General features: G+C 64.5%; 28 protein-coding genes and 1 tRNA gene. 16 read left to right on the plus strand and 13 right to left on the minus strand.

Translation table 11 applies throughout. The features are described from left to right. Positions 1-5: 5 nt before the first annotated feature. From ATC00_RS06535 to tsaD, 5 genes are read right to left on the minus strand one after another with little or no spacing between them, the layout of a single operon-like run. Positions 6-671, minus strand: coding sequence for a class I SAM-dependent methyltransferase (locus ATC00_RS06535; protein WP_064252317.1), 666 nt, complete (start codon positions 669-671; stop codon positions 6-8). A 34-nt stretch (positions 672-705) separates the two neighbouring features. After that, positions 706-1,137, minus strand: a complete 432-nt coding sequence (locus tag ATC00_RS06540; protein ID WP_037389839.1) for an EVE domain-containing protein — start codon at positions 1,135-1,137, stop codon at positions 706-708. A gap of 7 nt (positions 1,138-1,144) precedes the next feature. Beyond that, a complete protein-coding gene (locus ATC00_RS06545; protein ID WP_037389840.1) occupies positions 1,145-1,438 on the minus strand; it encodes a YciI-like protein in 294 nt (97 codons plus the stop codon). Between the two features lie 31 nt (positions 1,439-1,469). Next, positions 1,470-2,471: an NAD(P)H-dependent glycerol-3-phosphate dehydrogenase gene (locus ATC00_RS06550; protein ID WP_037389841.1), complete on the minus strand. Its 1,002-nt coding sequence runs from the start codon at positions 2,469-2,471 to the stop codon at positions 1,470-1,472. A 10-nt stretch (positions 2,472-2,481) separates the two neighbouring features. Then, on the minus strand, positions 2,482-3,579 hold the full coding sequence (gene tsaD, locus ATC00_RS06555) for a tRNA (adenosine(37)-N6)-threonylcarbamoyltransferase complex transferase subunit TsaD (RefSeq protein ID WP_064252318.1): 1,098 nt from the start codon (positions 3,577-3,579) through the stop codon (positions 2,482-2,484). Positions 3,580-3,755: 176 nt separating this feature from the next. Between tsaD and hemC the strand changes: the two genes are divergently transcribed. The 6 genes from hemC (at position 3,756) to ATC00_RS06585 (ending at position 9,765) form a co-directional block, all read left to right on the plus strand. Beyond that, positions 3,756-4,685 (plus strand): hydroxymethylbilane synthase, encoded by a 930-nt coding sequence (gene hemC, locus ATC00_RS06560; protein ID WP_064252319.1) that lies wholly within the window; start codon positions 3,756-3,758, stop codon positions 4,683-4,685. Between the two features lie 3 nt (positions 4,686-4,688). Next, positions 4,689-5,399: a uroporphyrinogen-III synthase gene (locus ATC00_RS06565; RefSeq protein WP_064252320.1), complete on the plus strand. Its 711-nt coding sequence runs from the start codon at positions 4,689-4,691 to the stop codon at positions 5,397-5,399. 161 nt (positions 5,400-5,560) lie between these two features. Next, on the plus strand, positions 5,561-6,841 hold the full coding sequence (locus ATC00_RS06570; protein ID WP_064252321.1) for a COG4223 family protein: 1,281 nt from the start codon (positions 5,561-5,563) through the stop codon (positions 6,839-6,841). An 18-nt stretch (positions 6,842-6,859) separates the two neighbouring features. Then, a complete protein-coding gene (locus ATC00_RS06575) occupies positions 6,860-8,485 on the plus strand; it encodes a heme biosynthesis protein HemY (protein WP_037389849.1) in 1,626 nt (541 codons plus the stop codon). A gap of 30 nt (positions 8,486-8,515) precedes the next feature. Further along, entirely contained in the window at positions 8,516-9,001 is a 486-nt protein-coding gene (locus tag ATC00_RS06580; RefSeq protein WP_064252322.1) for a tellurite resistance TerB family protein, read from the plus strand. Positions 9,002-9,003: 2 nt separating this feature from the next. Then, entirely contained in the window at positions 9,004-9,765 is a 762-nt protein-coding gene (locus tag ATC00_RS06585) for a glutamine amidotransferase (RefSeq protein WP_037389851.1), read from the plus strand. A 146-nt stretch (positions 9,766-9,911) separates the two neighbouring features. On the opposite strand, the gene ATC00_RS06590 is transcribed toward ATC00_RS06585, so the two are convergent. Further along, positions 9,912-11,159 carry an MFS transporter gene (locus ATC00_RS06590; RefSeq protein ID WP_064252323.1) on the minus strand — a complete coding sequence of 416 codons (1,248 nt, stop codon included), beginning with the start codon at positions 11,157-11,159 and terminating at the stop codon, positions 9,912-9,914. Positions 11,160-11,284: 125 nt separating this feature from the next. On the opposite strand from ATC00_RS06590, the gene ATC00_RS06595 reads away from it, so the two are divergent. Both ATC00_RS06595 and ATC00_RS06600 read left to right on the plus strand, forming a co-directional pair. Continuing rightward, positions 11,285-11,578: a YggT family protein gene (locus ATC00_RS06595; protein ID WP_012709685.1), complete on the plus strand. Its 294-nt coding sequence runs from the start codon at positions 11,285-11,287 to the stop codon at positions 11,576-11,578. 102 nt (positions 11,579-11,680) lie between these two features. Further along, entirely contained in the window at positions 11,681-12,004 is a 324-nt protein-coding gene (locus ATC00_RS06600; protein ID WP_037389857.1) for a DUF167 domain-containing protein, read from the plus strand. Here ATC00_RS06600 and ppa read toward each other — a convergent pair whose 3' ends face one another. The 5 genes from ppa to ATC00_RS06625 all read right to left on the minus strand — a co-directional run bounded on the left by ppa (position 12,005) and on the right by ATC00_RS06625 (position 17,461). Then, positions 12,005-12,538 (minus strand): inorganic diphosphatase, encoded by a 534-nt coding sequence (ppa, locus tag ATC00_RS06605; protein ID WP_037389860.1) that lies wholly within the window; start codon positions 12,536-12,538, stop codon positions 12,005-12,007. Positions 12,539-12,721: 183 nt separating this feature from the next. After that, positions 12,722-13,228, minus strand: a complete 507-nt coding sequence (locus ATC00_RS06610; protein ID WP_037389861.1) for a GNAT family N-acetyltransferase — start codon at positions 13,226-13,228, stop codon at positions 12,722-12,724. Between the two features lie 202 nt (positions 13,229-13,430). Continuing rightward, complete coding sequence (typA, locus tag ATC00_RS06615; protein ID WP_037389862.1) at positions 13,431-15,257, minus strand: translational GTPase TypA; 1,827 nt, start codon at positions 15,255-15,257, stop codon at positions 13,431-13,433. A 129-nt stretch (positions 15,258-15,386) separates the two neighbouring features. Beyond that, positions 15,387-16,946: an alkaline phosphatase D family protein gene (locus tag ATC00_RS06620; RefSeq protein WP_037389864.1), complete on the minus strand. Its 1,560-nt coding sequence runs from the start codon at positions 16,944-16,946 to the stop codon at positions 15,387-15,389. A gap of 236 nt (positions 16,947-17,182) precedes the next feature. Further along, the gene (locus tag ATC00_RS06625; RefSeq protein ID WP_234782256.1) at positions 17,183-17,461 is read right to left on the minus strand and encodes a KTSC domain-containing protein; all 279 of its coding nucleotides are present in this window, start codon (positions 17,459-17,461) and stop codon (positions 17,183-17,185) included. A gap of 59 nt (positions 17,462-17,520) precedes the next feature. Between ATC00_RS06625 and ATC00_RS06630 the strand changes: the two genes are divergently transcribed. Beyond that, entirely contained in the window at positions 17,521-18,843 is a 1,323-nt protein-coding gene (locus tag ATC00_RS06630; RefSeq protein ID WP_037389866.1) for an amidase, read from the plus strand. A gap of 99 nt (positions 18,844-18,942) precedes the next feature. On the opposite strand, the gene ATC00_RS32890 is transcribed toward ATC00_RS06630, so the two are convergent. Beyond that, complete coding sequence (locus ATC00_RS32890) at positions 18,943-19,104, minus strand: hypothetical protein (protein ID WP_082912095.1); 162 nt, start codon at positions 19,102-19,104, stop codon at positions 18,943-18,945. A 188-nt stretch (positions 19,105-19,292) separates the two neighbouring features. Here ATC00_RS32890 and ATC00_RS06635 point away from each other — a divergent pair, with 188 nt between their 5' ends. Both ATC00_RS06635 and ATC00_RS06640 read left to right on the plus strand, forming a co-directional pair. Then, entirely contained in the window at positions 19,293-19,814 is a 522-nt protein-coding gene (locus ATC00_RS06635) for a hypothetical protein (RefSeq protein WP_037389868.1), read from the plus strand. A gap of 37 nt (positions 19,815-19,851) precedes the next feature. Further along, the gene (locus tag ATC00_RS06640; protein ID WP_064252324.1) at positions 19,852-20,634 is read left to right on the plus strand and encodes a DUF429 domain-containing protein; all 783 of its coding nucleotides are present in this window, start codon (positions 19,852-19,854) and stop codon (positions 20,632-20,634) included. A 16-nt stretch (positions 20,635-20,650) separates the two neighbouring features. Here the strand turns inward: ATC00_RS06640 and ATC00_RS06645 are convergent. Continuing rightward, positions 20,651-20,740 (minus strand) — tRNA-Ser (locus ATC00_RS06645). 302 nt (positions 20,741-21,042) lie between these two features. On the opposite strand from ATC00_RS06645, the gene rplU reads away from it, so the two are divergent. The 5 genes from rplU (at position 21,043) to obgE (ending at position 24,263) form a co-directional block, all read left to right on the plus strand. Further along, positions 21,043-21,420, plus strand: coding sequence for a 50S ribosomal protein L21 (gene rplU / locus ATC00_RS06650; RefSeq protein ID WP_037389901.1), 378 nt, complete (start codon positions 21,043-21,045; stop codon positions 21,418-21,420). A gap of 32 nt (positions 21,421-21,452) precedes the next feature. Further along, the gene (gene rpmA, locus ATC00_RS06655) at positions 21,453-21,722 is read left to right on the plus strand and encodes a 50S ribosomal protein L27 (RefSeq protein WP_012709652.1); all 270 of its coding nucleotides are present in this window, start codon (positions 21,453-21,455) and stop codon (positions 21,720-21,722) included. A gap of 132 nt (positions 21,723-21,854) precedes the next feature. Continuing rightward, positions 21,855-22,502, plus strand: coding sequence for a GNAT family N-acetyltransferase (locus tag ATC00_RS06660; protein WP_037389904.1), 648 nt, complete (start codon positions 21,855-21,857; stop codon positions 22,500-22,502). Further along, the gene (locus ATC00_RS06665; protein WP_037389912.1) at positions 22,499-23,083 is read left to right on the plus strand and encodes a GNAT family N-acetyltransferase; all 585 of its coding nucleotides are present in this window, start codon (positions 22,499-22,501) and stop codon (positions 23,081-23,083) included. The genes ATC00_RS06660 and ATC00_RS06665 overlap by 4 nt, the downstream gene beginning before the upstream one ends. A gap of 169 nt (positions 23,084-23,252) precedes the next feature. Continuing rightward, a complete protein-coding gene (obgE, locus tag ATC00_RS06670; protein WP_037390055.1) occupies positions 23,253-24,263 on the plus strand; it encodes a GTPase ObgE in 1,011 nt (336 codons plus the stop codon). Position 24,264 lies beyond the last annotated feature (1 nt).

Raw genomic sequence — 24,264 nt, forward strand, 5'->3', positions numbered from 1 at the left:
CCGCGTTAGCGATTGTCGATATTGTCCGCCCCAAACCGCCAGACCGTGGTCCGCTTCACTTCGCTGTCCTCAAGGGCTCTTGTGACCGGCACCTCATAGGTCGCAAGCGCCGCCAGCCGCTCGCGCGGGCAATAGGCGCGCCCCGGATCGCCGACGAGAACCGCGGCACCGGCGCTCCCGAGCGTCTCGAACCAGGGCTGCAGCAGATCGGCAAAGCCCTTGTCGTAAAAGACGTCGCCGGCGAGATAGACGTCGGCCTCACACTCGCGGCCGATGATGTCCTCGCCGAGAAACTTCACTTCAACGCCATTCAGATCCGCATTGAGCCGCACGGCCGTTTCGGCCCAGGGATCGATATCCACGGCGAGAACCTCGGCGGCGCCGGCCAGCATGGCGGCAATCGCCACGAGACCGGAGCCGGAGGCGAAATCGACGACGCGGCGGCCGCGCACCACCTCCGGATGATCGAGGACATAGCGGGCGAGACCCTGCCCGCCCGCCCAGGCAAAGGCCCAGAAGGGCGGCGGCAGGCCGATCGCCTCCAGTTCCTCCTCGGTCTTCAGCCACAGGTCATGCGCTTCGCTCGCAAGATGCAGCCGGATCTCCGGGACATGCGGCGGCGAGAGAATGCCGGTATTGGCGCGGATGAAGCTTTCCGGATCGGTTTTCAAGATTGGAGACTCGGGGGGCGTGCGCCGAGAGCAGTTACTTCGGCGGGTTGTCGAGCCCACCCATGCGGCAGACCTCGATCCACTCGTCCTCGGTCACTGGCTGGACGGAGAGGCGCATCGAGGTCACCAGCGACATCTTGGCGAGTTTCGGGTTTTCCTTGATTTCCTTCAAGGAGACCGGACGCGGCATGTCGATCACGGCGCGGATGTCGACGCAGTCCCAGCGGGCATCGCCGTCAGCGGTGGAGTCCGGATGCGAAAGCGCGCAGACTTCGGTGACGCCGACGATCTCCAGTCCCTCGTTGGAATGATAGAAGAAGCCCTTGTCGCCGATCTTCATCGCCCGCATGTTGTTGCGCGCCAGGTAGTTGCGCACGCCGGTCCACTCGGTGCCCTTCTCGCCGGCATCCTTCTGCATCTGCCAGGACCATTTGTTCGGTTCGGATTTATAGAGCCAGTGCGCCATCGCTCCCTCACGCCTCCGGATTGTTGAAGACCCAGTTGTAGGCCTTGATCTCGACACTGGCGAAGAGGCCCGCCTTGGCATAGGGATCGGCCGCGGCGATCGCCTCAGCCTCGTCGAGCGTCTCGGCCTTGACGATCACCAGGCTTCCCGTCGGCTTGCCGTCGTCGCCGAGAAAGGGGCCGGCGATCTTCAGAATGCCTTTGGCGTTGAGGTCGTTGAGATAGGCGAGATGGCCGGGCCGCGTGTCGAGCCTCAATTGCAGGGCGCCGGGCTTGTCCGTGCAGAGCAGTGCGAAGAGCATGGTTCCTCCTATGAGATTGCGCGGGCGCGGATCACTCCTGGGTGATCGGCCGCGACATTAATTGTTCGAGAGCTGTGCGCACATCGAGCCTGCCGTCGATGATTGCGGCGACGGCCTCGGTGACCGGCATCTCGATGCCGAGGTCCTGTGCCACGCGCGCCGCCACCGATGCGGCAAAGGCACCTTCGACGAGTTCGCCGCCGCTGCCGTCGGCACGGCCGTTCTCGCCGAGCGCGATGCCGAAACGCAGATTGCGGGACTGGTGGCTGGTCGCCGTCAGAACGAGGTCGCCGAGACCCGACAGGCCGCGCACCGTATCGGCCTCGCCGCTCCGTGCGGCAATGAAGCGCGACATTTCCGCAAGGCCGCGGGAGATCAGCGCCGCGCGGGCGGAATCGCCAAGGCCGGCCCCTTCGACGATGCCGCAGGCGATCGCCAGCACGTTCTTGAGCGCGCCGCCAAGTTGCACGCCGATGCGGTCAGTCGACGGGTAGAGCCGGAAGGTCGGTCCGGACAGCGCTTCGGCCAGTTGCGTCGCAACTGCCATGTCGGGCGCAGCGACCACCATGGCGGTCGGCAGACCTTTGGCAATGTCGGCAGCAAAGCCAGGTCCCGAGAGAACGCCGATCCTGTGCCCAGGCAATTCATCTGCAAGCAGCTCGGTCAACAGCCGGCCGGTCGATTGCTCCATGCCCTTGGCGCAGGTGACGATCATCGCATCGGCGCCGATCGCCGCGCCATAGGTCTGCGCCGCGCTCCGGTGTTCCTGCGACGGCATCGCGAAAAGCACGATATCGGCTCCCGCCAGCGCGGCGGCGTCGGCGGAAAAGGCAAGCCTGGCCGGAAGCGCGATGCCGGGCAAAGCCTTTTCGTTGCGGCCGGTCAGGCGGCATTCCGCCGCCACTTCCTCGCGGCGCGAAAGCAGCGTCACGTCCGCATTGGCCTTTGCCGCCGCAACAGCCGCAAGGGCCGTCCCGAATGCGCCCGCACCGACGACGACGATCTTTGGCGCGATCGTTTGGTTAGCACTCATCTTCTGTCCGTCATGCCTTGGCGCCGCGTTTGCCGGAGCCGATCAAAGCCTGCGCCTCGCTATCGAGCGGCCAGCGGGAACGCGGCGCGACATTGAGTCCATCGGCCGGGAGCCCCGCCGCTAGCCGCTCGGCGCCTGCCCAGGCGATCATCGCCGCATTGTCAGTGCAAAGCTGAAGCGGCGGCGCGACGAAGCGGAAGCCCTGCCCGTCGCAGAGCGACTGCAGAGTTTGCCGGAGCGTCTGGTTGGCGGCCACGCCCCCGGCAACGACCAGCGCCGGCCGATCGACCGATTGATATTCGCCCGTGAACCGCTTCAGCCCACGGCCGACGCGATCCTTCAGCGTCCGCGCAATAGCGCGCTGGAACGAGGCGCAGATGTCGGCGATATCCTGTTCCGTGACTGGTTCCAGCGATTGCGCGGCCTGCCGCACCGCCGTCTTCAGGCCGGAAAAGGAGAAATCGAGCCGCGCATCGCCGACGAGCGGCCGGGGAAAGTCGAAGCGTTCAGGGTTGCCGTTACGGGCCGCCGCCCGTTCCACCGCGGGCCCGCCCGGATAGGGAAGGCCGAGCAATTTCGCCGTCTTGTCGAAGGCTTCGCCGAGCGCGTCGTCGATCGTCGTGCCCCAGCGCTCATAGTCGCCGACGCCCTTGACCAGGATCAGCTGCGTGTGGCCGCCCGAGACGAGCAGCATCAGATAGGGAAAGGAAAGCCCGTCCGTCAGCCGCGCCGTCAGGGCGTGGCCTTCGAGATGGTTGACTGCGTAGAGCGGCTTGCCGGTCGCCCGGGCGATCGCCTTGCCGGTCATCAGCCCGACGATCAGACCGCCGATCAGTCCGGGACCGCTGGTCGCGGCGATCGCATCGATGTCCTTGAGCGTCACCCCGGCGCGCAGAAGCGCTTCCTCGATCAGCGTATCCAGCGCCTCGACATGGGCGCGCGCGGCGATCTCCGGCACGACGCCACCATAGGCGCTGTGCTCTTCGAGCTGGCTCAGCACCACGTCGCCGAGGATTCGGCCGCCGCCTTCCTCATCCCGCAACACGACGGAAGCCGCGGTTTCATCGCAGCTTGTTTCAATGCCGAGGATGCGCAAAGGCGGGGACATGACGTGGTATACTCAAAGATTGCGGTCACCCGTAAAGGTGGCTACACGGAACTCCTACAGCGCCATGCGTCTGTCAGAGGCACAAAGGACGCTGTAACGCTTTGAAGTGCTGCATGGTTTTATCCTTAAATCGCTTCCGATTTAAGGAACCATGCAGTAACAACGGATGGCCAGGGATGCAAACAAAACCTTTCCGCATCGGCACGCGCGGCAGCCCGCTGGCGCTCGCCCAGACGCATGAGACGCGCGACCGACTGGCCGCCGCCCATGGCTTGCCGCCGGAAATGTTCGAGGTCGTGGTGCTGTCGACCAAGGGCGACCGGATCACCGACCGGCCGCTCGCCGAGATCGGCGGCAAGGGCCTGTTCACCGAGGAGCTCGAACAGCAGCTTCTTTCGAGCGATCTCGACTTCGCGGTCCATTCGTCGAAAGACATGCCGACGAAGCTGCCCGACGGGCTGTTTCTCTCCGCCTTCCTGCCGCGCGAGGATATCCGCGACGCCTTCGTCGGACGAACCGCCCCGAAGCTGGTCGATCTGCCCGAGGGCGCCACCGTCGGCTCGTCATCGCTGCGCCGCCAGGCGCTGATCCGGCGTCTGAGGCCCGACATCAACGTGATCACCTATCGCGGTCAGGTCGAGACCCGGCTACGCAAGCTCGCCGAGGGCCAGGTCGACGGTACGCTGCTCGCCTATGCCGGGCTGAAGCGGCTGGGAATGATCGACGTGCCGACCGAACTGCTCGATCCCGAGGCGTTTCCGCCGGCGCCGGCCCAGGGCGCGATCTGCATCGAAAGCCGCATCGGCGACGAGCGGGTGAACACGCTGCTTGCCGCAATCGACGACCCGCGCACCCATGAGGCGGTCGCCTGCGAGCGCGGCTTCCTGGCGACGCTCGACGGCTCCTGTCGCACGCCGATTGCCGGCTACGCCCAGTCAGACGGCACACATATCCGCTTCTCCGGCATGATCCTGATGCCGGACGGCACCACGTCGCATCGGGTCGAAATCGACGGCAAGGCTGTGGAGGCGGCGGAACTTGGGCGCAAGGCCGGAGAGCAGATCCGCGCCAAGGCCGGGCCGGGGTTCTTTTCGAGCTGGACCTGAGCGATGCGCGTGCTCGTCACCCGTCCGCAGCCGGCAGCCGAAAGAACGGCGCTGAAACTCGAAGCGATGGGACACCAGCCCATCGTCCTGCCGCTGATTCAGGCGCAGCATTTTGTCGCCGCGCTCCGCGCCGGCTTCGAGCGGCCCCATGACGCGATTGCCGTCACCAGTGCCGAAGCGATCCGGGTTCTGGCCGGGCTTGGTCCCGCCCTTGAGCCGCATCTGGCAACACCGCTTTTTGCCGTCGGTGCGGCGACAGCGGCCGCCGCCGCCGATCTCGGCTTCACTGACGTAAGGGTCGGAGCGGGAACGGGCGAAGCGCTGGCGGAAACGGTTGCCGGCTTTCTTGGCCCCGGAACCGGATCTCTGCTTTATTTCGCCGGCTTGCCGCGGGCCGATGGCTTCGAACATGCGCTTCGTCAGCGGGCGATCGATCACGTGACCGTCGAATGCTACCGGATGATTCCCGTTGACCATCCGCCGGAAACGCTGGCGACTCTCACCCGCTCCGGCCCGTTCGACGCGGTGCTGCTCTACTCACGCGAAACGGCCCGGCGCCTTGTCGCGCTGATGCGCGACAGCGGCGTTGATTGCGCCGACTTTTCCGGGCGTTACCTCTGCCTCAGCGCCACCGTCAAAGAGGCACTGCCAGCCGGCGCCGCGGCAGAAGTGGCAATCGCGCCCGACGAGGAAAGCCTGCTGAAGATCCTCTGAGGCGGGATCAGCAAAGACAGCGACGATTTTCCGCTGACTTCCCGCCGTCCGTCAGGTCATCTAAGGCAAATGCCGCAAAAACGAGGCTCGGGGACTTTCCCTGTTGCACTTCCCTGACTAGGTTTGGCTTTGAGAGCCCGACAGAACGGTAAGAGGTCACTATGGTATCGGAGAAGCCGCCGCGCCGCTCGCAACCGGAAAAGGAACCGCTGACGATCGATCTCGAGGCGGAGAGAACCGTCACAGAAGAGACGGAATCGATCGCCAGCCAGGAGCCGGTGACCGACGAGCCGGCGGAGATCTCGGCGACAGCGGCGCCGGACGCGACCGGACCTGCGGCGGACGACGTCGAGGCGGAGAAGGCCGTAGAAGAAGCGGCCGAACGGAAAGCGGAAACCGAGGAGGAGCGCGCCAACGCGGCTGCCGCCGCTTTCGACGAGGAGCCTCCACATCTAAGCAGCGGCGCGACAGCCGAACCGAAGAGAAGGCAGGGGACGAGCGCCGGGGCGCTTGCCGCCGGCATCCTCGGCGGTCTCGTCGCGCTTCTCGGCGCTGGCGTCTTGCAATATGCCGGCTATGTACCGGCACCCGGGCCGGATTTCGGCACTGGATCGGTCGAGCAGAATCTGACTGGCGAAATCGAAGCGATCAAGGCGGAGCTTCAGTCGCGCCCGACCGCGACCGCAGGAGCGGTCGACCTTGCTCCGCTGGAAAGCCGCCTTGCCGCGCTGGAACAGGCGGCCCCCTCGGCGGCGAACGCACCCGATGTGACGGCGCTCCAGGCGGAAGTCGCCAACCTCACCAAGGAAATCGCCGCGCTGAAAACCGAGCTCGCCGACGCCCGGCAATCGGCGGACACCGCTAAGGCCGAACTCGCCGGCCGCATCGACCAGGCGGAACAGAAGCTCAACGAGCCGGTGAACGACATCGAGATGGCGAAAGCGATCGCCGTCACCGCGCTGAAGACCGCGATCGATCGCGGCGGGCCGTTCCTCGCCGAACTCGACGCGCTACGCAGCATCGCGCCTGAAGACGCCGCGGTGAAGGAGCTTGCCGGGGACGCCAAGACCGGCGTCGCCACCCGGACTGATCTGCGCGAGGCATTTCCGGCAACCGCGACCGCGATGCTGGACGCCCTCCATCAGCCCGACCCGAACGAGGGCTTCTTCGCCCGGCTCTATTCGAGTGCGATGTCGGGCATTCGCGTCCGGCCGATCGGCAGCGTCGAGGGAGACACGCCGGAGGCGATGATCGCCCGTATCGAGGACAAGCTCAACAATGGCGACCTCAAGGGCGCTTCGCTCGAATGGGAAGGCCTTCCTGACGCAGCCAAAGCGGCCGGCCAGGATTTCAAAGAGAAGCTCGACCGACGACTGCGCGTCGAAACCGCGATCAGTGCGGCCGTGGCGGCGACCATGACGCGAAACGGCACGCAAGGCTAAGGGAGGAAAGAAGACGACATGGTCCGGATACTGTTCTTCATCCTGCTCGTCCTTGCGCTCGCACTCGGCTTTGCCTGGCTGGCGGATCGGCCGGGAGAGCTGTCGCTGATCTGGCAGGGCCAGCGCATCGAAATGAGCCTGATGCGCGCCGCCACCATCCTGATCTCGCTTTTCGCCGCGATTCTGATCGCCGTCTGGCTGATCCGCGCGATCTGGCTGTCGCCCCATACGGTGACGCGCTACTTCCGCGCCCGCAAGCGCGACCGCGGCTACCAGGCGCTCTCGACCGGGCTGATCGCGGCGGGCGGCGGCGACGCTGTGCTGGCGCGCAAGATGGCCGGTCGCGCGCGAGGTCTGATCCGCGTCGACCAGGAACCGCTCATCCACCTCTTAGAGGCGCAGACGGCGCTGATCGAGGGCAAATATGACGAGGCGCGCAAGAAGTTCGAGCTGATGGCGGACGACGAGGAAACGCGCGAGCTTGGCTTGCGCGGGCTCTATCTCGAAGCAAAGCGGCTGGGCGCCAACGAGGCGGCCCGCCAATATGCGGAACGGGCTGCCGAAAAGGCGCCGCACCTTTCCTGGGCGACTCTGGCGACCCTCGACCAGCGGAGTCAGGCGGGAGAGTGGGACGAGGCTATCCACCTTCTCGACCAGAGCCGCGCCGCCAACGTCCTCGACAAGAAGGAAGCCAGCCGCAAGAAGGCGGTGCTGCTCACCGCCAGGGCCACGAGCAAGCTGGAGGCCGATCCGAAAGCCGCCCGCGACGACGCGCTCGCCGCGTTGAAGTTCGACGATCGGCTGGTGCCGGCAGCGCTCGTCGCCGCCAAGGCGCTGTTTCGCGAGGACAATCTGCGTAAGGGCGCCTCGGTCCTCGAAAAGATCTGGAAGCAGGAGCCGCATCCGGAAGTGGCCCGGCTTTACGTCCGGGCACGCGGCGGCGATTCCGCCGTCGACCGGCTGAAGCGCGCCAGAAGGCTGGAAACGCTCCGCGGCAACAATGCGGTCAGCCTGGCAACGGTTGCCGAGGCAGCGCTCGAGGCGCGCGAACTGGCGCTTGCCCGAGAGAAGGCCGAAGCCGCCGTCCGGCTGGCGCCGAGCGAAAGCATCTTCCTGCTGCTTGCCGACATCGAAGAGGCCGACACCGGCGACGAGGGCCGCATCCGCCACTGGATGGCGCAGGCGCTCAGGAGCCCGCGCGATCCGGCCTGGACCGCCGATGGCGTGACCTCGCCCACCTGGCTGCCGGTCTCGCCGGTCAGCGGCCGGCTCGACGCCTTCGAATGGAAGGCACCCCCCTCGCCGCTTGCCGGCTACACCGAGGGCGGTCGCCTGAGCCCCGACGATGCCATCCGCAGCCTGCCTCCGGTCGCACCCGACCAGCCGGCGATCGTGAAGGCGCCCCCGGCTGCGACCAAGCCTGAAGAGGGCCAGCCCGTGCTGGAAGCGGAACGCCCGATCCCGACGCCTGCCCCGATAAAGGTGCCCGAGCGGAAAGAACCCGCGGCTCCGCCCGCCAAGAGCGAGGAAACCGCTGCCGAGAAAGAGGCGGCCGCCCCTTTCTTCGGGCGGCCGCCGGACGATCCCGGCGTGCGCGAGCGGGTGGCGGAAGAAGGCAGCAAGGCCAGCTTCCGGCTGTTCTGAGTTCTGGTTTTACGGGCTGTGGGCATAGGCATGTTTGAACGGTTTCGAGCGTTTCTCGAAGAACTGACGGGTACGGGTGCGCGAATCGGCAAGGACGATCCGCGCGTGGCGGTCATCGGGCTCTGTTTTCAGGTGATGGAGGCGGACGGCGCCATCCGTTCGTCGGAACGCCGCACGATGCGCAAGATCATCAAGGAGCACTACAGGCTCGACGATGCTGCGCTCAACGCGCTGGTCGCGGCGGGCGAAACCGCCGAAAGCGAGGCGATCGACTTCTACCGCTTCACCTCCGAGATCAAGCGCCATCTCTCCGAGGACCAGCGCATCGAACTCGTCGGCATGTTGTGGGACATCGTCTATGCCGACGGCGCACGCAGCGAAATGGAGGATCACGCAATCTGGCGGATCGCCGATCTCCTCGGCGTCTCCGGGCGTGACCGGGTCTTGAAACGGCGGGAGGCAGCGGCCAAGATCGACATGGTCGAGGAGGAGAACGAGGCACAACAGGAAAGCTGACGATGCCGCGAGAAGCTTGCGACGCCAAGAGACCGATCCTCGTCGTCCTTCATCAGGAGCGGTCGAGCGCAGGCCGCGTCGGCCATATTCTCGAGAAAAAGGGCTTTTCCCTCGATATCCGCCGCCCGGCGCTTGGCGACGAGCTGCCGCCAACGCTCGAGGGTCATTCGGGAACGATCATCTTCGGCGGGCCGATGAGCGCCAATGACGAGGAGGAATTCGTTCGCCGCGAGATCGATTGGCTGTCGGTGCCGCTGTTGGAAAACAAACCCTATCTCGGCATCTGCCTCGGGGCCCAGATGCTTGCCCGCAATCTCGGCGGCAAGGTCGCCCCCCATCACGAGGGCATGACCGAAATCGGCTGGTATCCGCTTGAGGCCACCGAGGCCGGCAAGGCGCTCCTCGACTGGCCTGACATGGTCTATCATTTTCACCGCGAAGGCTTCGATCTGCCGAAGGGCGCCGAACTGCTCGCGACCGGCGACACCTATCCGAACCAGGCCTTCCGCTATGGCGAGAACGCCTGGGGCATCCAGTTCCATGGCGAACTGACACGGGCGATGATGCACCGCTGGGTCGTGCATGGCGCCCACCGCTTCGTCCTGCCTGGCGCCCAATTGGGCAAGGCGCATCTCGAGGGCCGGATGATCCACGACCACCCCTTGCGGACCTGGATGGAGAATTTTCTCGAACTGATTTTTCTGCGCGGCGAAACAGCGGCGGGACCTCGTGTGCCCGATGAACGCCCCTCTCCTCGGGTTTAACCCGAGGACTAACCCTCTCCCCGTTTTGACGGGGAGAGGGGACTTGGGCCGGCGCGGCATCGCCCCTTCTCCCCGTCAACACGGGGAGAAGGTCGCGGCAGCGGGATGAGGGGCCGTTTCTGGCATTTTCGCTGCGCCGGCCGAAATTATGCAGTCGAGCGCCTCTCCGGCACGTCGAGCCTGTCGATCCTGCGCAATTGCGGGAAACCGGTCGCCCAGATGAGCGACACCAGCAGCGTGCCGAGCCCGCCGAAGACGACGGCAAAGACGGCGCCGAAGCCGGCCGCCATAGTGCCGGCGCGAAACTCGCCAAGCTCGTTGGAGGCGCCGACAAATACCGCGTTGACGGCATTCACCCGGCCGCGCAGCTCGTCCGGCGTCCAAAGCGCGATTAGGCTTTCGCGCACATAGACCGAAATCATGTCCGCTGCACCCATGACGACGAGCGCGGCGATCGATATCCACGGCGTCGCCGACAGGCCGAAGACGATCGTGGCTAGGCCGAAGAGCGCCACGCCGACGAACATGGAGAGACCTACCCGGTTGCGGATCGGGTGGGCGGCGAGCCAGATGGCCATGCCGACGGCGCCGACGCCCGGGGCAGCGCGCAACAGGCCCAGCCCCCATGGGCCGAGCACCAGAATATCGCGCGCGAAAACCGGCATCAGCGCCACCGCGCCGCCGAGCAGCACCGCGAAGAGGTCGAGCGAGATCGCCCCGAGCACGACCTTATCGGCCTTGATGTAGCGGAAGCCCGCGGTGATCGTCTGCCAGTTCTGCGCCGAGGCGGGCGAGCGTTGGGCGGGCTTCGGCACGGCAAACACCATCAGCGCCGCCGCCGCGAAGAAGCAGAGGCTGACGGTATAGGGCACCATCGGGCCTAGGCCGTAGATCAGGCCGCCCGCCACGGGCCCGACGATCGTCGCCGTCTGCCAGGAGCTCGAATTCCAGGCAATCGCATTCGGCAGATCCTCGACCGGCACGAGATTGGGCGCCAGCGATTGCGCGGCCGGCGTCAGAAAGGCCCGCTCGATGCCGAAGACGATGAGGATCGCATAGACCGGCCAGGGCGCGAACAAGCCGGTGACCGTCAGCACCAGCAAGGCCGCGGCGCAGAGCGTGCCGACGAGCATGCAGAGCCCCATGATGACGCGGCGATTGTAGCGATCCGCCACGCTGCCGGTGACGAGGATGAGGAGAAGCGACGGCAGGAACTGGAAAAGGCCGATCAGCCCAAGCGCGAAAGGATCCCGCGTCAGGTCGTAAATCTGCCAGCCGACCGAGACCGACATGATCTGCACGGCGAAATAGGCAAGGAAGCGCGAGACGAAATAGCGTCGGTAGCCGACATGCCGGAAGGCGGCAAAACGATGCGCAGTATGGACGGCCGACATGACGGAAGCACTCCCGGAGACAATAACGCCTCGCGTTAAACATGATAGCGCGGGGTTTGAGCGTCGTACTTGCTCGTTTGGTTCGCAATGTCTACATGTCTGGCGACAAAGATTTGGAGACGGGCATGATTGCTGTCATCGGCACCTTGAATTTCATCATCAACATCGCGTGGTTCCTGATCATCGCGTCGGCGATCTTTTCCTGGCTCTATGCCTTCAACGTGATCAATGTGAACAACCAGGCGATCAACATGATCGGCCGCTCGCTCTACCAGCTGACCGAGCCGCTTTACCGGCCGATCCGCCGCTTCCTGCCGGACATGGGCGGCGTCGACCTTTCGCCTCTCGTCGTCCTGGTGATCCTCTACTTCATCCAGCTCTTCCTGAACACGACGATCGCGCCGGCGCTCATCCGCTAAGCATTTTGCAGTTAGGTGGAATCACCTGGCGTCGCACAAATGCGTCAAAAACAAGCAGAGAGAGCGGTGGCACGAACGCATGTGAGCGCATCCCGCTCTGACGTGGCACGCGGCGCCCTGACTGGCTTCGGCGACCATGCGCGCCTGACGGTGAGGCTGACGCCGAACGGCGGCCGAGACGCGATTGACGGCCTGGAAACGGCGGCCGACGGCGAGGAGCACCTCAAGGTGCGAGTGCGCGCCGTGCCGGAAAAGGGCAGGGCGAACCAGGCCCTGATCGCCCTTCTCGCCAAGTCCTTCGGCATCGCCCGAAACAGGATCGCGCTCATCTCCGGCGACACGCAACGCAAAAAAATCCTCCGGATCGAGGCCGATCCGGAGGCTATCCAGAAACGTCTCAGCGAACTCGCCGGTGAGACCAGCTAGTTACTTTTTCGTCTTGGCGCGCTCGACCGCTTCGCGGATCAACTGCTTGGCGACGCCCGCATCCTTCCAGCCGAAGATCTTCACCCACTTGCCGGGCTCCAGATCCTTGTAGTGCTCGAAGAAATGCTCGATCTGCTTCAGGGTGATTTCCGGCAGGTCGGTATAGTCGTGCACCTTGTCGTAGCGCTTGGTCAGGTGCGCCGACGGAACCGCGATGATCTTCTCATCCTGGCCCGAATTGTCTTCCATCATCATCACGCCGATCGGGCGCACATTGATGACGCAGCCCGGGACCAGCGGCCGCGTATTGCAGATCAAGACGTCGATCGGATCGCCATCATCGGAAAGCGTGTGTGGGACGAAGCCGTAATTGCCCGGATAGGTCATCGGCGTGTAGAGGAAGCGATCGACGACCAGCGTGCCGGCTTCCTTGTCCATCTCGTACTTGATCGGATGGCCGCCGACCGGCACTTCCACAATCACGTTGATATCTTCGGGTGGATTCTTTCCGATGGAAATCGCGTCGATCCGCATGAGCACCTCCAGGGCCGTTTAGAAAGTCGCCCGTCGGATAAAGGGAAACATGCGGCGATGCAACATGACTTTCGTCCGGACGGGCGGAATTGCCATAGGCAGGCGACACGGCCAAATATGGGCAGAAAACTTATTCCGGACGACAAAACCGAAGTAGGGTCTGCGAAGGCGCGCCGAAAGCGCCTATTTCCAGACCAAACCGACCTTCTTCAGGTATTTCTCGCCGAAGTCTTCCATGCCCTCGGCAACGTCGCGCCCGCCAGCCGACAGGAAGAAATTATAGGCAAGCTCGCTGTCCTCGAGGCACCAGACGACCAGCCCTTCGCAGCCGAGCGATTTCAACAGGCTCTTCGCCTCGCCGAAGAGCTTCCGGCCAAGCCCGAGGCCCTGATATTCCGGGCGCAGATAAATCTCATAGATCTCGCCTTCCTGCGGCAGCGCCCGGGCGCGGCTCAGGCCAAGCGTTGCATAGCCGGCTATCGTTCCCGCGACATCGACGACGAGCAGTGTGGCCGGCCCGCGCGTCGCCTTCCGCCACCAGATCTCGTCGCGACGGTTGACCATCCTGACCAGCGGGCGGTGCGGAATGAGTCCGCCATAGGCCTGCAGCCATGATACGCGATGCACATCGGCAATCGCCGCCGCCTCATGCGGCTCCCCGGGCCTGACCTCGATCGAAACAGTCTTCATGACCTGACTCTAAACACACGACCCGGCGAACCGGAATCCCGCCCGTCTGCCGGCCAAGCTTAACCCACAGGCAACTTTAACGGCATCCATGAGAAGGTTAACGTGATTTTAACTTTATCCGCAAGCCGGCCGCGAAAGGCACACACAGCAAAAAACCCCGGATCGCTCCGGGGTTCTCATGCAGCTGTCGATTTTCTCGAAATTACGCCGCGCCGGCGGTGCGGGCCTTTTCGAAGCGCTTGCGCTCATGCGGATCGAGATGCAGCTTGCGAAGCCGGATCGACTTCGGCGTCACTTCCACCAGTTCGTCGTCCTGTATCCAGGAAAGCGCCCGCTCAAGCGTCATCTTGATCGGCGGCGTCAGGCGGACGGCCTCGTCCTTGCCGGCGGCACGCATGTTGGTGAGCTTCTTGCCCTTCAACACATTGACTTCGAGATCGTTGTCGCGGGTGTGGATGCCGATGATCATGCCCTCATAGACCTTCTCGCCCGGCTCGATCACCATCGGGCCGCGGTCTTCGAGGTTGAACAGCGCGTAGGCCACGGCCTCGCCCGGCTCGTTGGCCAGCAGCACGCCGTTGATGCGGCCGCCGATCTCGCCCTTGTAGGGCTGATAGTCGTGGAACAGCCGGTTCATGATCGCCGTGCCGCGCGTGTCGGTCAGAAGCTCCGACTGATAGCCGATCAGCCCGCGGGTCGGCGCGAAGAACACGAGCCGGACGCGGTTGCCGCCCGACGGACGCAGCTCGACCATTTCGGCCTTGCGCTCCGACATTTTCTGCACGACGACGCCGGAATGTTCCTCGTCGACGTCGATGACGACTTCCTCGATCGGCTCGAGCAGCTGGCCGTTGTCATCCTTGTGCATGACGACGCGCGGACGCGAAACGGCAAGCTCGAAGCCTTCGCGGCGCATCGTTTCGATCAGCACGGCGAGCTGCAATTCACCTCGGCCGGAGACGAAGAAGGAGTCCTTCTCGGACGATTCCTCGATCTTGAGCGCGACGTTGCCTTCGGCTTCCTTGAACAGCCGGTCGCGAATGACGCGCGAGGTCACCTTGTCGCCCTCGGTGCCAGCCAGCGGCGAATCGTTGACGATGAAGGACATGGTGACGGTCGGCGGGTCGATCGGCTGGGCCGTCAGCGCCTCGGCCACCGAAGGATCGCAGAAGGTGTCGGCGACGGTGCCCTTGGTGAGACCGGCGATCGCGACGATGTCCCCGGCATGGGCTTCCTCGATCGGCTGACGCTCGATGCCGCGGAAGGCGAGGATCTTCGATATACGGCCGGATTCGAGCAGCTTGCCATCCTGTCCGAGCACCTTCACGGCCTGGTTCGGCTTGACCGAACCGGAGTGGACGCGGCCGGTGATGATGCGGCCGAGGAAGGGGTTTGCCTCGAGGATCGTGCCTATCATGCGGAACGGCCCTTCCGCCACCGTCGGTTCGGGAACATGGTTCAGAACCAGGTCGAGCAGCGGGCCCATTCCCTGGTCCTTCGGACCTTCCGGATTGACGTTCATCCAGCCGTCACGGCCCGAACCGTAGAGGATCGGGAAGTCGAGCTGCTCGTCGGTCGCGTCGAGCGCTGCGAAGAGGTCGAAGACTTCGTTGATGACTTCCTCGTGGCGGCCGTCCGGCCGGTCGATCTTGTTGATCGCAACGATCGGCTTCAGGCCGACCTTCAGCGCCTTGCCGACCACGAACTTGGTCTGCGGCATCGGCCCTTCGGAAGCATCAACCAGCACGATCGCGCCGTCCACCATCGACAGGATGCGCTCGACCTCGCCGCCGAAGTCGGCGTGGCCGGGCGTGTCGACGATATTGATGCGCGTTCCCTTCCACTCGACCGAGGTCGCCTTGGCGAGAATGGTAATACCGCGTTCCTTTTCCAGATCGTTGGAATCCATGACGCGTTCGGCGACGCGCTGGTTTTCGCGGAACGAGCCCGACTGCTTCAGAAGTTCGTCGACGAGCGTGGTCTTCCCATGGTCAACGTGCGCGATGATCGCGATGTTACGAATGCTCATTTTTTGTCTCGGAAAGTTCTGGGCGCGCGCGCCAAGGCGGGCACCGCTTTTTCAGTTGCCGCGCTCATACAGGTTTTTTTGCACGAGCGAAAGGGGGCCGGCGCGCGGAGCAGCTTTGCAAAAAGCACGTCACGCAACGGCGGCCGGATCGAGCGTCACCCGCCAAAGCTCCTTGTCCTGCCTGTCCATGAGCCGCACGGTCAGCTGCTCGGTCTGGCCGCTGATATCTACGATGCCGAAGAATTGCAGGCCGGCCGAGGGCGGCAGGTTGCTGTCGATGCCGCCGGCCGCCGCCTTGATGAAGCGGACTTCCGGTCCGAAGGTCATGTCGAGCTCCTTCGGCCCGTAGGTGCCGGAATGGAGCGGCCCGGAGACGAATTCCCAGAAGGGTGAGAATTCCTTGAAGGCGGCGCGCGACGGGTCGTAGTGATGCGCGGCCGTATAGTGCACGTCGGCCGTCAGCCAGACGATATTGTCGATCGCATTGTCACGGATGAAGCGCAGCATATCGGCAAATTCCGTCTCGCGCCCCTTGGGCGCGCCATGGTCGCCATCGGCGATCGCGTCCGATCCGCGCTTCCTCGAATAGTCGTCCCAGACGACGAGACTGATCGGCATGTCGCAGGCGATCACCTTCCAGGTGGCGCGGGACGCCGCAAGTTCGCGTTTCAGCCAGTCCGTCTGGCGCCAGCCCAAGAGGCCGGCCTCGCCGCCCTGGTTGGGGCCGCGATAGGAACGCAGATCGACGAAGAAGACGTCGAGCAGCGGACCGTAGGCGATCTTGCGGAAGATCCGCCCCGGCTGGGTCGGCAGCGTGCGGATCGGCGTCATCTCGTGGAAGGCGCGCGCCGCACGGGATGCATAGACGGCCACGTCCTTCTCCGGATAGCGCGGATCGTCGCGAAGATCCGTCGAAGCCGACCAGTTGTTCAGGACCTCGTGGTCGTCCCATTGATAGAAGGTCGGGCAGGCGGCATTGAGTTCCCGCACGTGCTCGTCGAGCAGATTGTATTTCCATTGGCCGCGATATTCCTCGAGCGTCCGGGCGACATCGCGCTTCTCCGGCGTCACGATGCGGTTCTTCCACATGCCGCCGTCGCGAAGCTTGATCTCGTCGGGGATCGGGTTGTCGGCATAAATCGTGTCGCCGGAATGGATGAAGAAATCCGGCTCGTGCAGCCGCATCGTCGAATAGGTCTTCATGCCGACCTCGTCGATCCCCCAGCCCTGGCCGGCGGTATCGCCGGACCAGACGAAGCGCACCGACCGACGGCGCAAGGGCGCGGTGCGGAAGCGGCCGACGATCGGCTCGGAAACGCGGTTGCCGTCATAGAGATCGGTGGCGGTGAAGCGGTAGAAGATGTCCTGGTCGGGCAGCAGATTGTCGAGGCTGCATTTCACCGCGCAATCGGTCTGCGGCGTCGCATCGATGTCGGGGAGCCGGACGGCGTTCGAAAAGCTTTCGGTGGTCGAATATTCGACCGCAACCCGCGCCGGCCGGTCGACCCGCGTCCAGATCATTCCCGACCGTGTATCGACATCGCCGGACTGCACGCCGTGGACGAAATCCGGCCGGCCGTAGCCACGGGCATAGAAGGGGGTCGCAAGCCCGGAAGAAGCGACGAGACCGGCAGCACCGGCCGATAGGAGAAAGGAACGCCTGGTAAGCGTGTCTCGAACAGCGGCCAAATCCTGCCTCCGGTTCCGTTTTCGCGAATCATCGTTCTCGCAAGCGGACCATTGGCGCCATGCATGTCAGCGGCTTTACAGGCGCATGAAACTATTTGAACGGATTGGCGACAGTTCTGTGAAGGGAGCGGAGTTCCCGAAGGGAACCTCCGCCGATGTCGGTGCCCCTCATCTGCCTGCCGGCATCTTCGCCCCGCCCGCGGGAGGAAGGTTGCGGCAGCGGGATCAAGGGGCGCTCAATGCAGGAAATCGCAATGGTCGCGTAGGCGGTGGTTGAAATAGCCGCCGGCCGAATCCGCCTGCAGGAGTTCTTCGTAAACATGCATCGGGACGCCGAGATAATAATAAGGTCGGTGATTGCCGACGAACCAGATGCTCAACGTCCGGCGCGGCGGGTCGTACTTCACCGTTGGATTGCCGTTGAATCGAGGATGACAGGCGATTTCCGGTTCTGCATCGACGTCTTCCTGATCGGAATCTGGAAATCCTCGCCGCTCAACGGATACATCTCGCATGCCGCTCGCGTATATATCCGATCGGTGCGCATCGGCGCCGCACCTATGAGGTCTTTGCCTTGCCCCATTCGAACACCCCGTCCCGCGACCGGCTCGAAGCCATTCTCACGCGCTTGGGAGAGCGCCGCGGCGACGAGCGCGTCTTCATGAAGCTCTATAGCGAATCCGCCCGCGCCGAAGCGGAAGCCGCCGACCGCAGGGGCCAGGAAGGTACGGGGCTCGGTCCGCTCGACGGCCGCATCGTCTCGATAAAGGACCTCTTCGACGTTGCCGGCGAGCCGACGCTTGCCGGTTCGATCATCCGGCGCAACGCGCCGCCCGCGGCGGCGGACGCGACGACCGTCCGGCGCCTGCGCGCCGCCGGCGCGGTGATCATCGGCAAGACGCACATGACCGAGTTCGCCTTCACGGCCGTCGGTCTCAACCCGCATTACCCGCCGCCCGGCAACGCGCTTGACGCGAGCCTCATCCCCGGCGGCTCCTCCTCGGGGGCGGGTGTTTCGGTAGCGGAAGGCACGAGCGGCATCGCCATCGGCTCCGATACCGGCGGCTCGGTTCGCATTCCGGCCGCGCTCCAGGGCCTCGTCGGCTTCAAGCCGACCGCCCGCCGCGTGCCGCTCGATGGCGTCTTTCCGCTGTCGCCCAGCCTCGATTCGATCGGCCCGCTGGCGCTGAGCGTCGCCGATTGCGCGGCAGCGGATGCAATCATGGCCGGCGAGCCACCCGAACCACTAACGCCACTGCCGATCGCCGGCCTGAAGCTCGCAATCCCGAAGGGTGTGCTCTTCGACGACCTCGCGCCCGATATCGCCACGGCCTTCGAGGCGAGCCTGCAGAGGCTTTCGCGCGCGGGCGCAACAATCGCCGCATGCGACCTCGACGATTTGCTAGGCCGCTTCGCCGAGGCCACCGCAATCGGCTCCCTCGCCGGACTCGAGGCAAGCCGCATCCATGCGGACTGGCTCCTCGACGAGAACGCTCCGGTCGATGCGCGCGTCAAATCCCCGCTCCGCCGCCGTCTCACCGTTCCCGACGCGGCAATCGAAAACCTGCTGCGGACGCGCCGCACGCTCATCCGCGCCATGGACGAGCGCCTCGCGCCCTTCGACCTCGCGCTGCTGCCGACGACACCGATCCCCGCCGTCCCGATCGCCTCCGTGGAGCATGACAGGCAGGCCTATCGCCGTGTCGAGGGTCTGCTGTTGCGCAACACCGAGGTCGCCAACCAATTCGACCTGACGGCAATCACGCTGCCGATGCCCGGCACTGCCTTGCCGGCGGGGCTGATGCTGATGGCTCGAAACGGCTTCGACGGAACGCTGCTGCGGGTGGCCGCATCCATGGAGCGATTGTTGGAGGGGGGCTACTGCATGTCTCCTTAAATCGACCTCGATTTAAGGACAAAGACATGCAGCAATCCAAAGTGCTACAGCGACCTTTGCGCGTCTGATAAGACGCGCGGCGCTGTAGCGCCGACCGTCTCAATGCATCGTCTGGGAAGACCAATCCTCACGGAGGATCCGGAACGCATCCTCGAGCGCGGCAACCAGAATATCGGTGAGTTCGTCGCCGTCATTCTCTATCAGGTAGAGGGCCAAGCTCGCATCCTGCGGATCGCTATAGTGCTCAACAATGTCAGACATTCATCGTCCTTCCTTCGCCGAATCATTCCGGCTGTTGGCGCCAGGATGGAAGGGCCGGCTTGTGCAGAGCTTGAGGTCCGCCACGACCGTGCCAATCGACGCCGACGTAGCAGCTGGCCGACGTTTTTCCTCGCCCTCGCCGCTTACGCAGGTTAGAGGACCGTCAGGATCGAGGGTCGAGGTTCATGATGTCGAAGAAGACGAGGCGCGATGACGTCCACCTGCAGCGGCTGAAAACCGAGTTCCCGGACATCTATCGCGCCCTCCTCGCCGGTGAGATCGGCTCGGCACGCAAGGTCTTCGTGCTCGCCGGCATCGAGCCGGAACGCACCCGCCTCGATAAGCTCAAGAACTCCTGGGCGAAAGCGACGGATGCCGAGCGCGACGCCTTCCTGACCTGGCTTGCCGCCAAGGGCGCGGGGGCACTCGCTCCGAGACTGACCTTCCCCGCCCCGGCGTCTTCCGATCTGCCGGCGCAAACACCCATCGCCAGCGGCCGCTACCTGCTTCCCTCCACCATCGCCGAGATCAAGGCGATCACGGCCCGGCGCCGGCTGACGCCTCAGGATGTGATGCAGGAGATGGGATTTGAAGCCGAGGGCCGCGCCCTTTCCGGCGCGCTGACCCGCGGCGCCAGTCTCAGATTGTCGGTGATCGCCGCCTTGGAGGCCTGGCTGCGCGCCAATAGGGCTGAGCCGACGGGCACATAGCCTCGTGCGGAAACGTGGATGCAATGGGAGCGAAAGGATGCGCTTCGACAAGCTGCTCGGCATCGACGTCGGCTATGCCCGGTCCCGCCCGACGACGGGCATAGCCTGGAGCCTCGGCGATGCCGTCGGCTCCGCAAGGACGCACACCGACTGGGAGCGGCGGCAGCGGCACATTCCCCTCTTGACGACTTTCGCGGTGATCGCCATCGACGGCCCCCTGACGCCGCCGGGCGCCCCCGACACGCTCGACCGCCTGTGCGAGCGCCTCTTCACCCGCGGCGCCTTCCAGCGACGCTGCAAGCCGGGCCTCAGTCACTTCGGCCACGGTCTGGCGCTCAGAAAAGCCGCCGCCGAAACGGCCGCGCAAGTCAGCCACCTGGCCGCTGCCGCACCGATTGGCCGATCCGTCATCCCCGGCGCCGCGATCGAGGCCTTCCCCAACGCCTTTCTCGGCGTCCTTCTCGCCGATGAGCGATTTGCGAGCTCAAGGGCCGCGAAACGCAACAAGTTCGATTGGCTCTATGCACAAGCGGTCGAGAGCGGCGTCATCGCTCGCCTCCTCGACTTCATCGGCTGGCACAATGACTGTTTGCTGCAGAAGGTCACCACCGAAACCGACCACGAAAAACGCGCTGCCTGGATCTGCCTGCTGACCGCCGCCTGCGCCACGGCCAGCAAGTCGGAGGTCGTCGGCGACGAGGCAGGGGGCTGGATCTGGCTGCCGCCGGCGGAACTTTGGGCAGATTGGGCAGCCGATGCCTTGAGTCGGAGCATGTGGCGGCCGCGTGCGGTGGCACGACGCGGCGGTGAACCTGTTTAAACTTTGGCGTGATTTATGGCGGAGAGGGGGGGATTCGAACCCCCGATGGGCTTGCACCCATGCCGCATTTCGAGTGCGGTGCATTCAACCACTCTGCCACCTCTCCGCGGGGCCGGTTGGCGCTGTTGAAGCGCGGCCGGTTCATAGCGGCAGTTTCGGCCGCTGACAAGGGGCAGAAAGAAGAATATCTTCAAGTCCGTGGCTTTCGCCTTGACAAGGAAGGGCGACTCCCGTAATCCGCGCCATGAAGTGGTGTGGCCTGCCCGCACCGCGGCGGGTAACGGTTTGTGCCTGTTCACTGGCGGAGGTCAAGGGGGTTCCTTGCATCGCTCCGCTCAACGTAACGACTGACAAAAAGACGGCCTTGTCCTCGGGCAAAGAGCCGGACCGAACATGAAAGGATAAAATATGTTCGCAGTCATCAAGACCGGCGGTAAGCAGTACCGCGTGGCGGCCAACGACGTCATCACCATCGAAAAGCTGGAAGGCGTTCAAGGCGACAAGATCGAATTCACCGAGATCCTGATGGTCGGCGTCGGCGCCGACGCAACCATCGGCGCTCCGTTTGTCGAAGGTGCCGTGGTCAGCGCCGAGGTCGTGGACCAGGGCCGCGCCAAGAAGGTCATCGCCTTCAAGAAGCGCCGCCGCCAGAACTCCAAGCGCTCGCGCGGCCATCGCCAGCATCAGACGATCGTCCGCATCCTGGACATCGCTGCGGCCGGCGGCAAGGCGAAGAAGGCTTCGAAGAAGACCGAAGCCGCCGCTGAAGCTGAAGCTGCAAACTGAGTTCGGGATCGAAGGTTTAAAGGAGAACACCAATGGCACACAAAAAAGCTGGCGGTTCGTCGCGCAACGGTCGCGATTCTGAGTCCAAGCGCCTTGGCGTGAAGAAGTTCGGCGGCGAAGCCGTCATTGCGGGCAACATCATCGTGCGCCAGCGCGGCACGAAGTGGCATGCCGGCGCCAATGTCGGCCTCGGCAAGGATCATACGATTTTCGCGCTTACGGCCGGCAACGTGGACTTCCGTACGAAGGCCAACGGCCGAGTCTACGTGTCTGTAATGCCGAAAGCCGAAGCAGCGGAATAAGCCGGTAGCGCTCTAAAACAGCCGGCGTCTCATCGACCCGGCTGACGCACCCGCAAGGTTCAAAAGCCAGACTTCAAAGGGGAGATGGGGCAATACCCAGCTCCCCTTTTTCACGTCTCTGGAGGAAGAACCATGCAAACCGAGCTCTTGAGGGAAGACCAATCCCGGTCTCCCGAACAAAGGCTGAGGCCTCAGCGGTCAAGGACCGATTGCCCGATATTGTTATCGCCCCGGCTCGTTTTGCGCGCCCCCCACGAAGACGATATCGACGCCCTTGCCCATCTTGCCAACAACGCCAATATCGCCACCATGGTCTCGCGCATGCCGCACCCGTACACGACGGCGGATGCGGCCGATTTCGTGCGACGTGCCAAAGCCGGCACGATTGGTCCCGGCACGATTGGCAAGTGCGTCTACGCGATCACCAAAGCGGACAATGGCGCATTCCTCGGCTGCTGCGGGATCGAGCCGCATGCCGACGGCAAGACGGTCGAGCTCGGCTACTGGCTGGGCGAGCCCTATTGGAACCAGGGCTATGCAACCGAGGCGACGCAGGCGCTGACCGACATGGCCTTCCGCACTCGCGACATCGACCAGATCGATGCGCGCTGCCGGGTCATGAACATGGCCTCGCGCCGGGTCATCCAGAAGTGCGGCTTCCAATTCCAGGGCTCCGGCATGGTCGACAGCCTGGCGCTTGGCGGCACCGTCGCCGTCGAATGGTACCGGCTCGACCGCAAGACCTGGGTTTCACTCAGGAGCTGGGGAGGCATGCGATGAACGCGCTCGTCAGCGAACGGTCGCGGGTGGTCACCCGCCCCGATCCCGGTCCCTGCCCGATCATCGAGACAAAGCGGCTGAGGCTCCGCCCGCATCGGCTGTCGGATGCGGCTTCGATCGCCCAGTCGCTCGCCGATTTCCAGGTGGCGCGCATGCTGGCTCGGGTGCCGGCGCCCTATCACCAGCAAGATGCGCTCGACTGGCTGAACCGCCAGACGGCGAGCGTCCTGCCCGACTGGACGCTTGCCGTCACCTCCGGCGACGACGTCCATATCGGCTGCGTCGGCATCGAGCTTAGGCACGGCGAATGGCACGTCGGCTATTGGCTGAACCGCTTCTATTGGGGCAAGGGGCTGGCGAGCGAGGCGGTGCATGGCGCCGTCGAACGCTTCTTCCGCCGCATGCCGGAGACGGTGCTGCATTCGGGGGTCTTCGCCGACAATCCGGCCTCGCTCAAGGTGCAGGAGAAACTCGGCTTCCGGGTCACCGGCTGCAGCCAAATCTATGCGCTCGCCCGCAATGCCATGGTGGCGCATATCGAAACGCGCCTAACGGCCGAGGATCTGCGCCGGCCGGCCTGACGAACCGACCCGCCGGAGCCTCAGCTTTGGCGGGTTCTTCATGCGATAGTCTTTGACCTCCGTCGGAACCGCCTATATCGATGGCGGCGGCGAGCGGGATCAGCGAAACTCTGCGGTTTTTGCCGCGTTCTGCTCCAACGTCAACAAGCCGAACAGAAATGGCGAGACCATGAAATTCCTCGATGAAGCGAAAGTCTACATCCGGTCCGGGGATGGCGGCGCCGGCGCCGTCTCCTTCCACCGCGAAAAATTCATCGAGTTCGGCGGGCCGGACGGCGGCGACGGCGGCCGCGGCGGCGATGTCTGGGTGGAGGCGGTGAACGGCCTCAACACGCTGATCGACTTCCGCTACCAGCAGCACTTCAAGGGCAAGACCGGCGTCCACGGCATGGGCCGCAACCGCACCGGCGCGAAGGGCGCCGACGTCACGCTGAAGGTGCCGGTCGGCACGCAAATTTTCGAAGAGGACAACGAGACGCTGATCGTCGACATGATCGCGGAAGGCCAGCGTTATCGGCTCGCTGCCGGCGGCAATGGCGGCTTCGGCAACGCCCATTTCAAATCCTCGACCAACCAGGCGCCGAACTGGGCCAATCCCGGCCTCGAAGGCGAGGAGAAGACCATCTGGCTGCGCTTGAAGCTGATCGCCGATGCCGGCCTCGTCGGCCTGCCGAATGCCGGCAAGTCGACCTTCCTTGCCGCCTGCACGCGCGCCCGGCCGAAGATCGCCAACTACCCCTTCACGACGTTGCACCCCAATCTCGGCGTCGCCACCATCGACGGCCAGGAATTCATCATCGCCGACATTCCCGGGCTGATCGAGGGCGCCCATGAGGGCGTCGGCATCGGCGACCGGTTCCTCGGCCATGTCGAGCGCACCCGGGTGCTCTTGCATTTGGTCTCGGCCCAGGAAGAAGATGTCGCCAAGGCCTACAAGACCGTCAAGCACGAGCTCGAGGCCTATGGCGGCGGGCTTGAAGACAAGCCGCAGATCGTCGCCCTGTCCCAGACCGACGTTCTCGACGAGGACGAATTGAAGGCGAAGTCGAAGGCGCTCGCCAAGGCCTGCGGCGCACAGCCGCTGCTCATCTCGGCCGTGACCAACAGGGGTATGATCGAGGCGCTGAGGGCCCTGCGCGACGTCATTGCCGCCGCCAAGGCCGGCGAGGAGCAAGCCTGAC

The organism is Sinorhizobium americanum (assembly GCF_001651855.1).
Taxonomy (GTDB): Bacteria; Pseudomonadota; Alphaproteobacteria; order Rhizobiales; family Rhizobiaceae; genus Sinorhizobium; species Sinorhizobium americanum.

Coding starts and splice junctions, on each gene's coding strand:
- ATC00_RS06540 (WP_037389839.1), bottom strand. CDS start 1,137: ATGGCGCACTGGCTCTATAAATCCGAACCGAACAAATGGTCCTGGCAG.
- ATC00_RS06545 (WP_037389840.1), bottom strand. CDS start 1,438: ATGCTCTTCGCACTGCTCTGCACGGACAAGCCCGGCGCCCTGCAATTG.
- ATC00_RS06550 (WP_037389841.1), bottom strand. CDS start 2,471: ATGAGTGCTAACCAAACGATCGCGCCAAAGATCGTCGTCGTCGGTGCG.
- tsaD (WP_064252318.1), bottom strand. CDS start 3,579: ATGTCCCCGCCTTTGCGCATCCTCGGCATTGAAACAAGCTGCGATGAA.
- hemC (WP_064252319.1), top strand. CDS start 3,756: ATGCAAACAAAACCTTTCCGCATCGGCACGCGCGGCAGCCCGCTGGCG.
- ATC00_RS06565 (WP_064252320.1), top strand. CDS start 4,689: ATGCGCGTGCTCGTCACCCGTCCGCAGCCGGCAGCCGAAAGAACGGCG.
- ATC00_RS06570 (WP_064252321.1), top strand. CDS start 5,561: ATGGTATCGGAGAAGCCGCCGCGCCGCTCGCAACCGGAAAAGGAACCG.
- ATC00_RS06575 (WP_037389849.1), top strand. CDS start 6,860: ATGGTCCGGATACTGTTCTTCATCCTGCTCGTCCTTGCGCTCGCACTC.
- ATC00_RS06580 (WP_064252322.1), top strand. CDS start 8,516: ATGTTTGAACGGTTTCGAGCGTTTCTCGAAGAACTGACGGGTACGGGT.
- ATC00_RS06585 (WP_037389851.1), top strand. CDS start 9,004: ATGCCGCGAGAAGCTTGCGACGCCAAGAGACCGATCCTCGTCGTCCTT.
- ATC00_RS06590 (WP_064252323.1), bottom strand. CDS start 11,159: ATGTCGGCCGTCCATACTGCGCATCGTTTTGCCGCCTTCCGGCATGTC.
- ATC00_RS06595 (WP_012709685.1), top strand. CDS start 11,285: ATGATTGCTGTCATCGGCACCTTGAATTTCATCATCAACATCGCGTGG.
- ppa (WP_037389860.1), bottom strand. CDS start 12,538: ATGCGGATCGACGCGATTTCCATCGGAAAGAATCCACCCGAAGATATC.
- ATC00_RS06610 (WP_037389861.1), bottom strand. CDS start 13,228: ATGAAGACTGTTTCGATCGAGGTCAGGCCCGGGGAGCCGCATGAGGCG.
- typA (WP_037389862.1), bottom strand. CDS start 15,257: ATGAGCATTCGTAACATCGCGATCATCGCGCACGTTGACCATGGGAAG.
- ATC00_RS06625 (WP_234782256.1), bottom strand. CDS start 17,461: ATGCGAGATGTATCCGTTGAGCGGCGAGGATTTCCAGATTCCGATCAG.
- ATC00_RS32890 (WP_082912095.1), bottom strand. CDS start 19,104: ATGTCTGACATTGTTGAGCACTATAGCGATCCGCAGGATGCGAGCTTG.
- ATC00_RS06635 (WP_037389868.1), top strand. CDS start 19,293: ATGTCGAAGAAGACGAGGCGCGATGACGTCCACCTGCAGCGGCTGAAA.
- ATC00_RS06640 (WP_064252324.1), top strand. CDS start 19,852: ATGCGCTTCGACAAGCTGCTCGGCATCGACGTCGGCTATGCCCGGTCC.
- rplU (WP_037389901.1), top strand. CDS start 21,043: ATGTTCGCAGTCATCAAGACCGGCGGTAAGCAGTACCGCGTGGCGGCC.
- rpmA (WP_012709652.1), top strand. CDS start 21,453: ATGGCACACAAAAAAGCTGGCGGTTCGTCGCGCAACGGTCGCGATTCT.
- ATC00_RS06660 (WP_037389904.1), top strand. CDS start 21,855: ATGCAAACCGAGCTCTTGAGGGAAGACCAATCCCGGTCTCCCGAACAA.
- ATC00_RS06665 (WP_037389912.1), top strand. CDS start 22,499: ATGAACGCGCTCGTCAGCGAACGGTCGCGGGTGGTCACCCGCCCCGAT.
- obgE (WP_037390055.1), top strand. CDS start 23,253: ATGAAATTCCTCGATGAAGCGAAAGTCTACATCCGGTCCGGGGATGGC.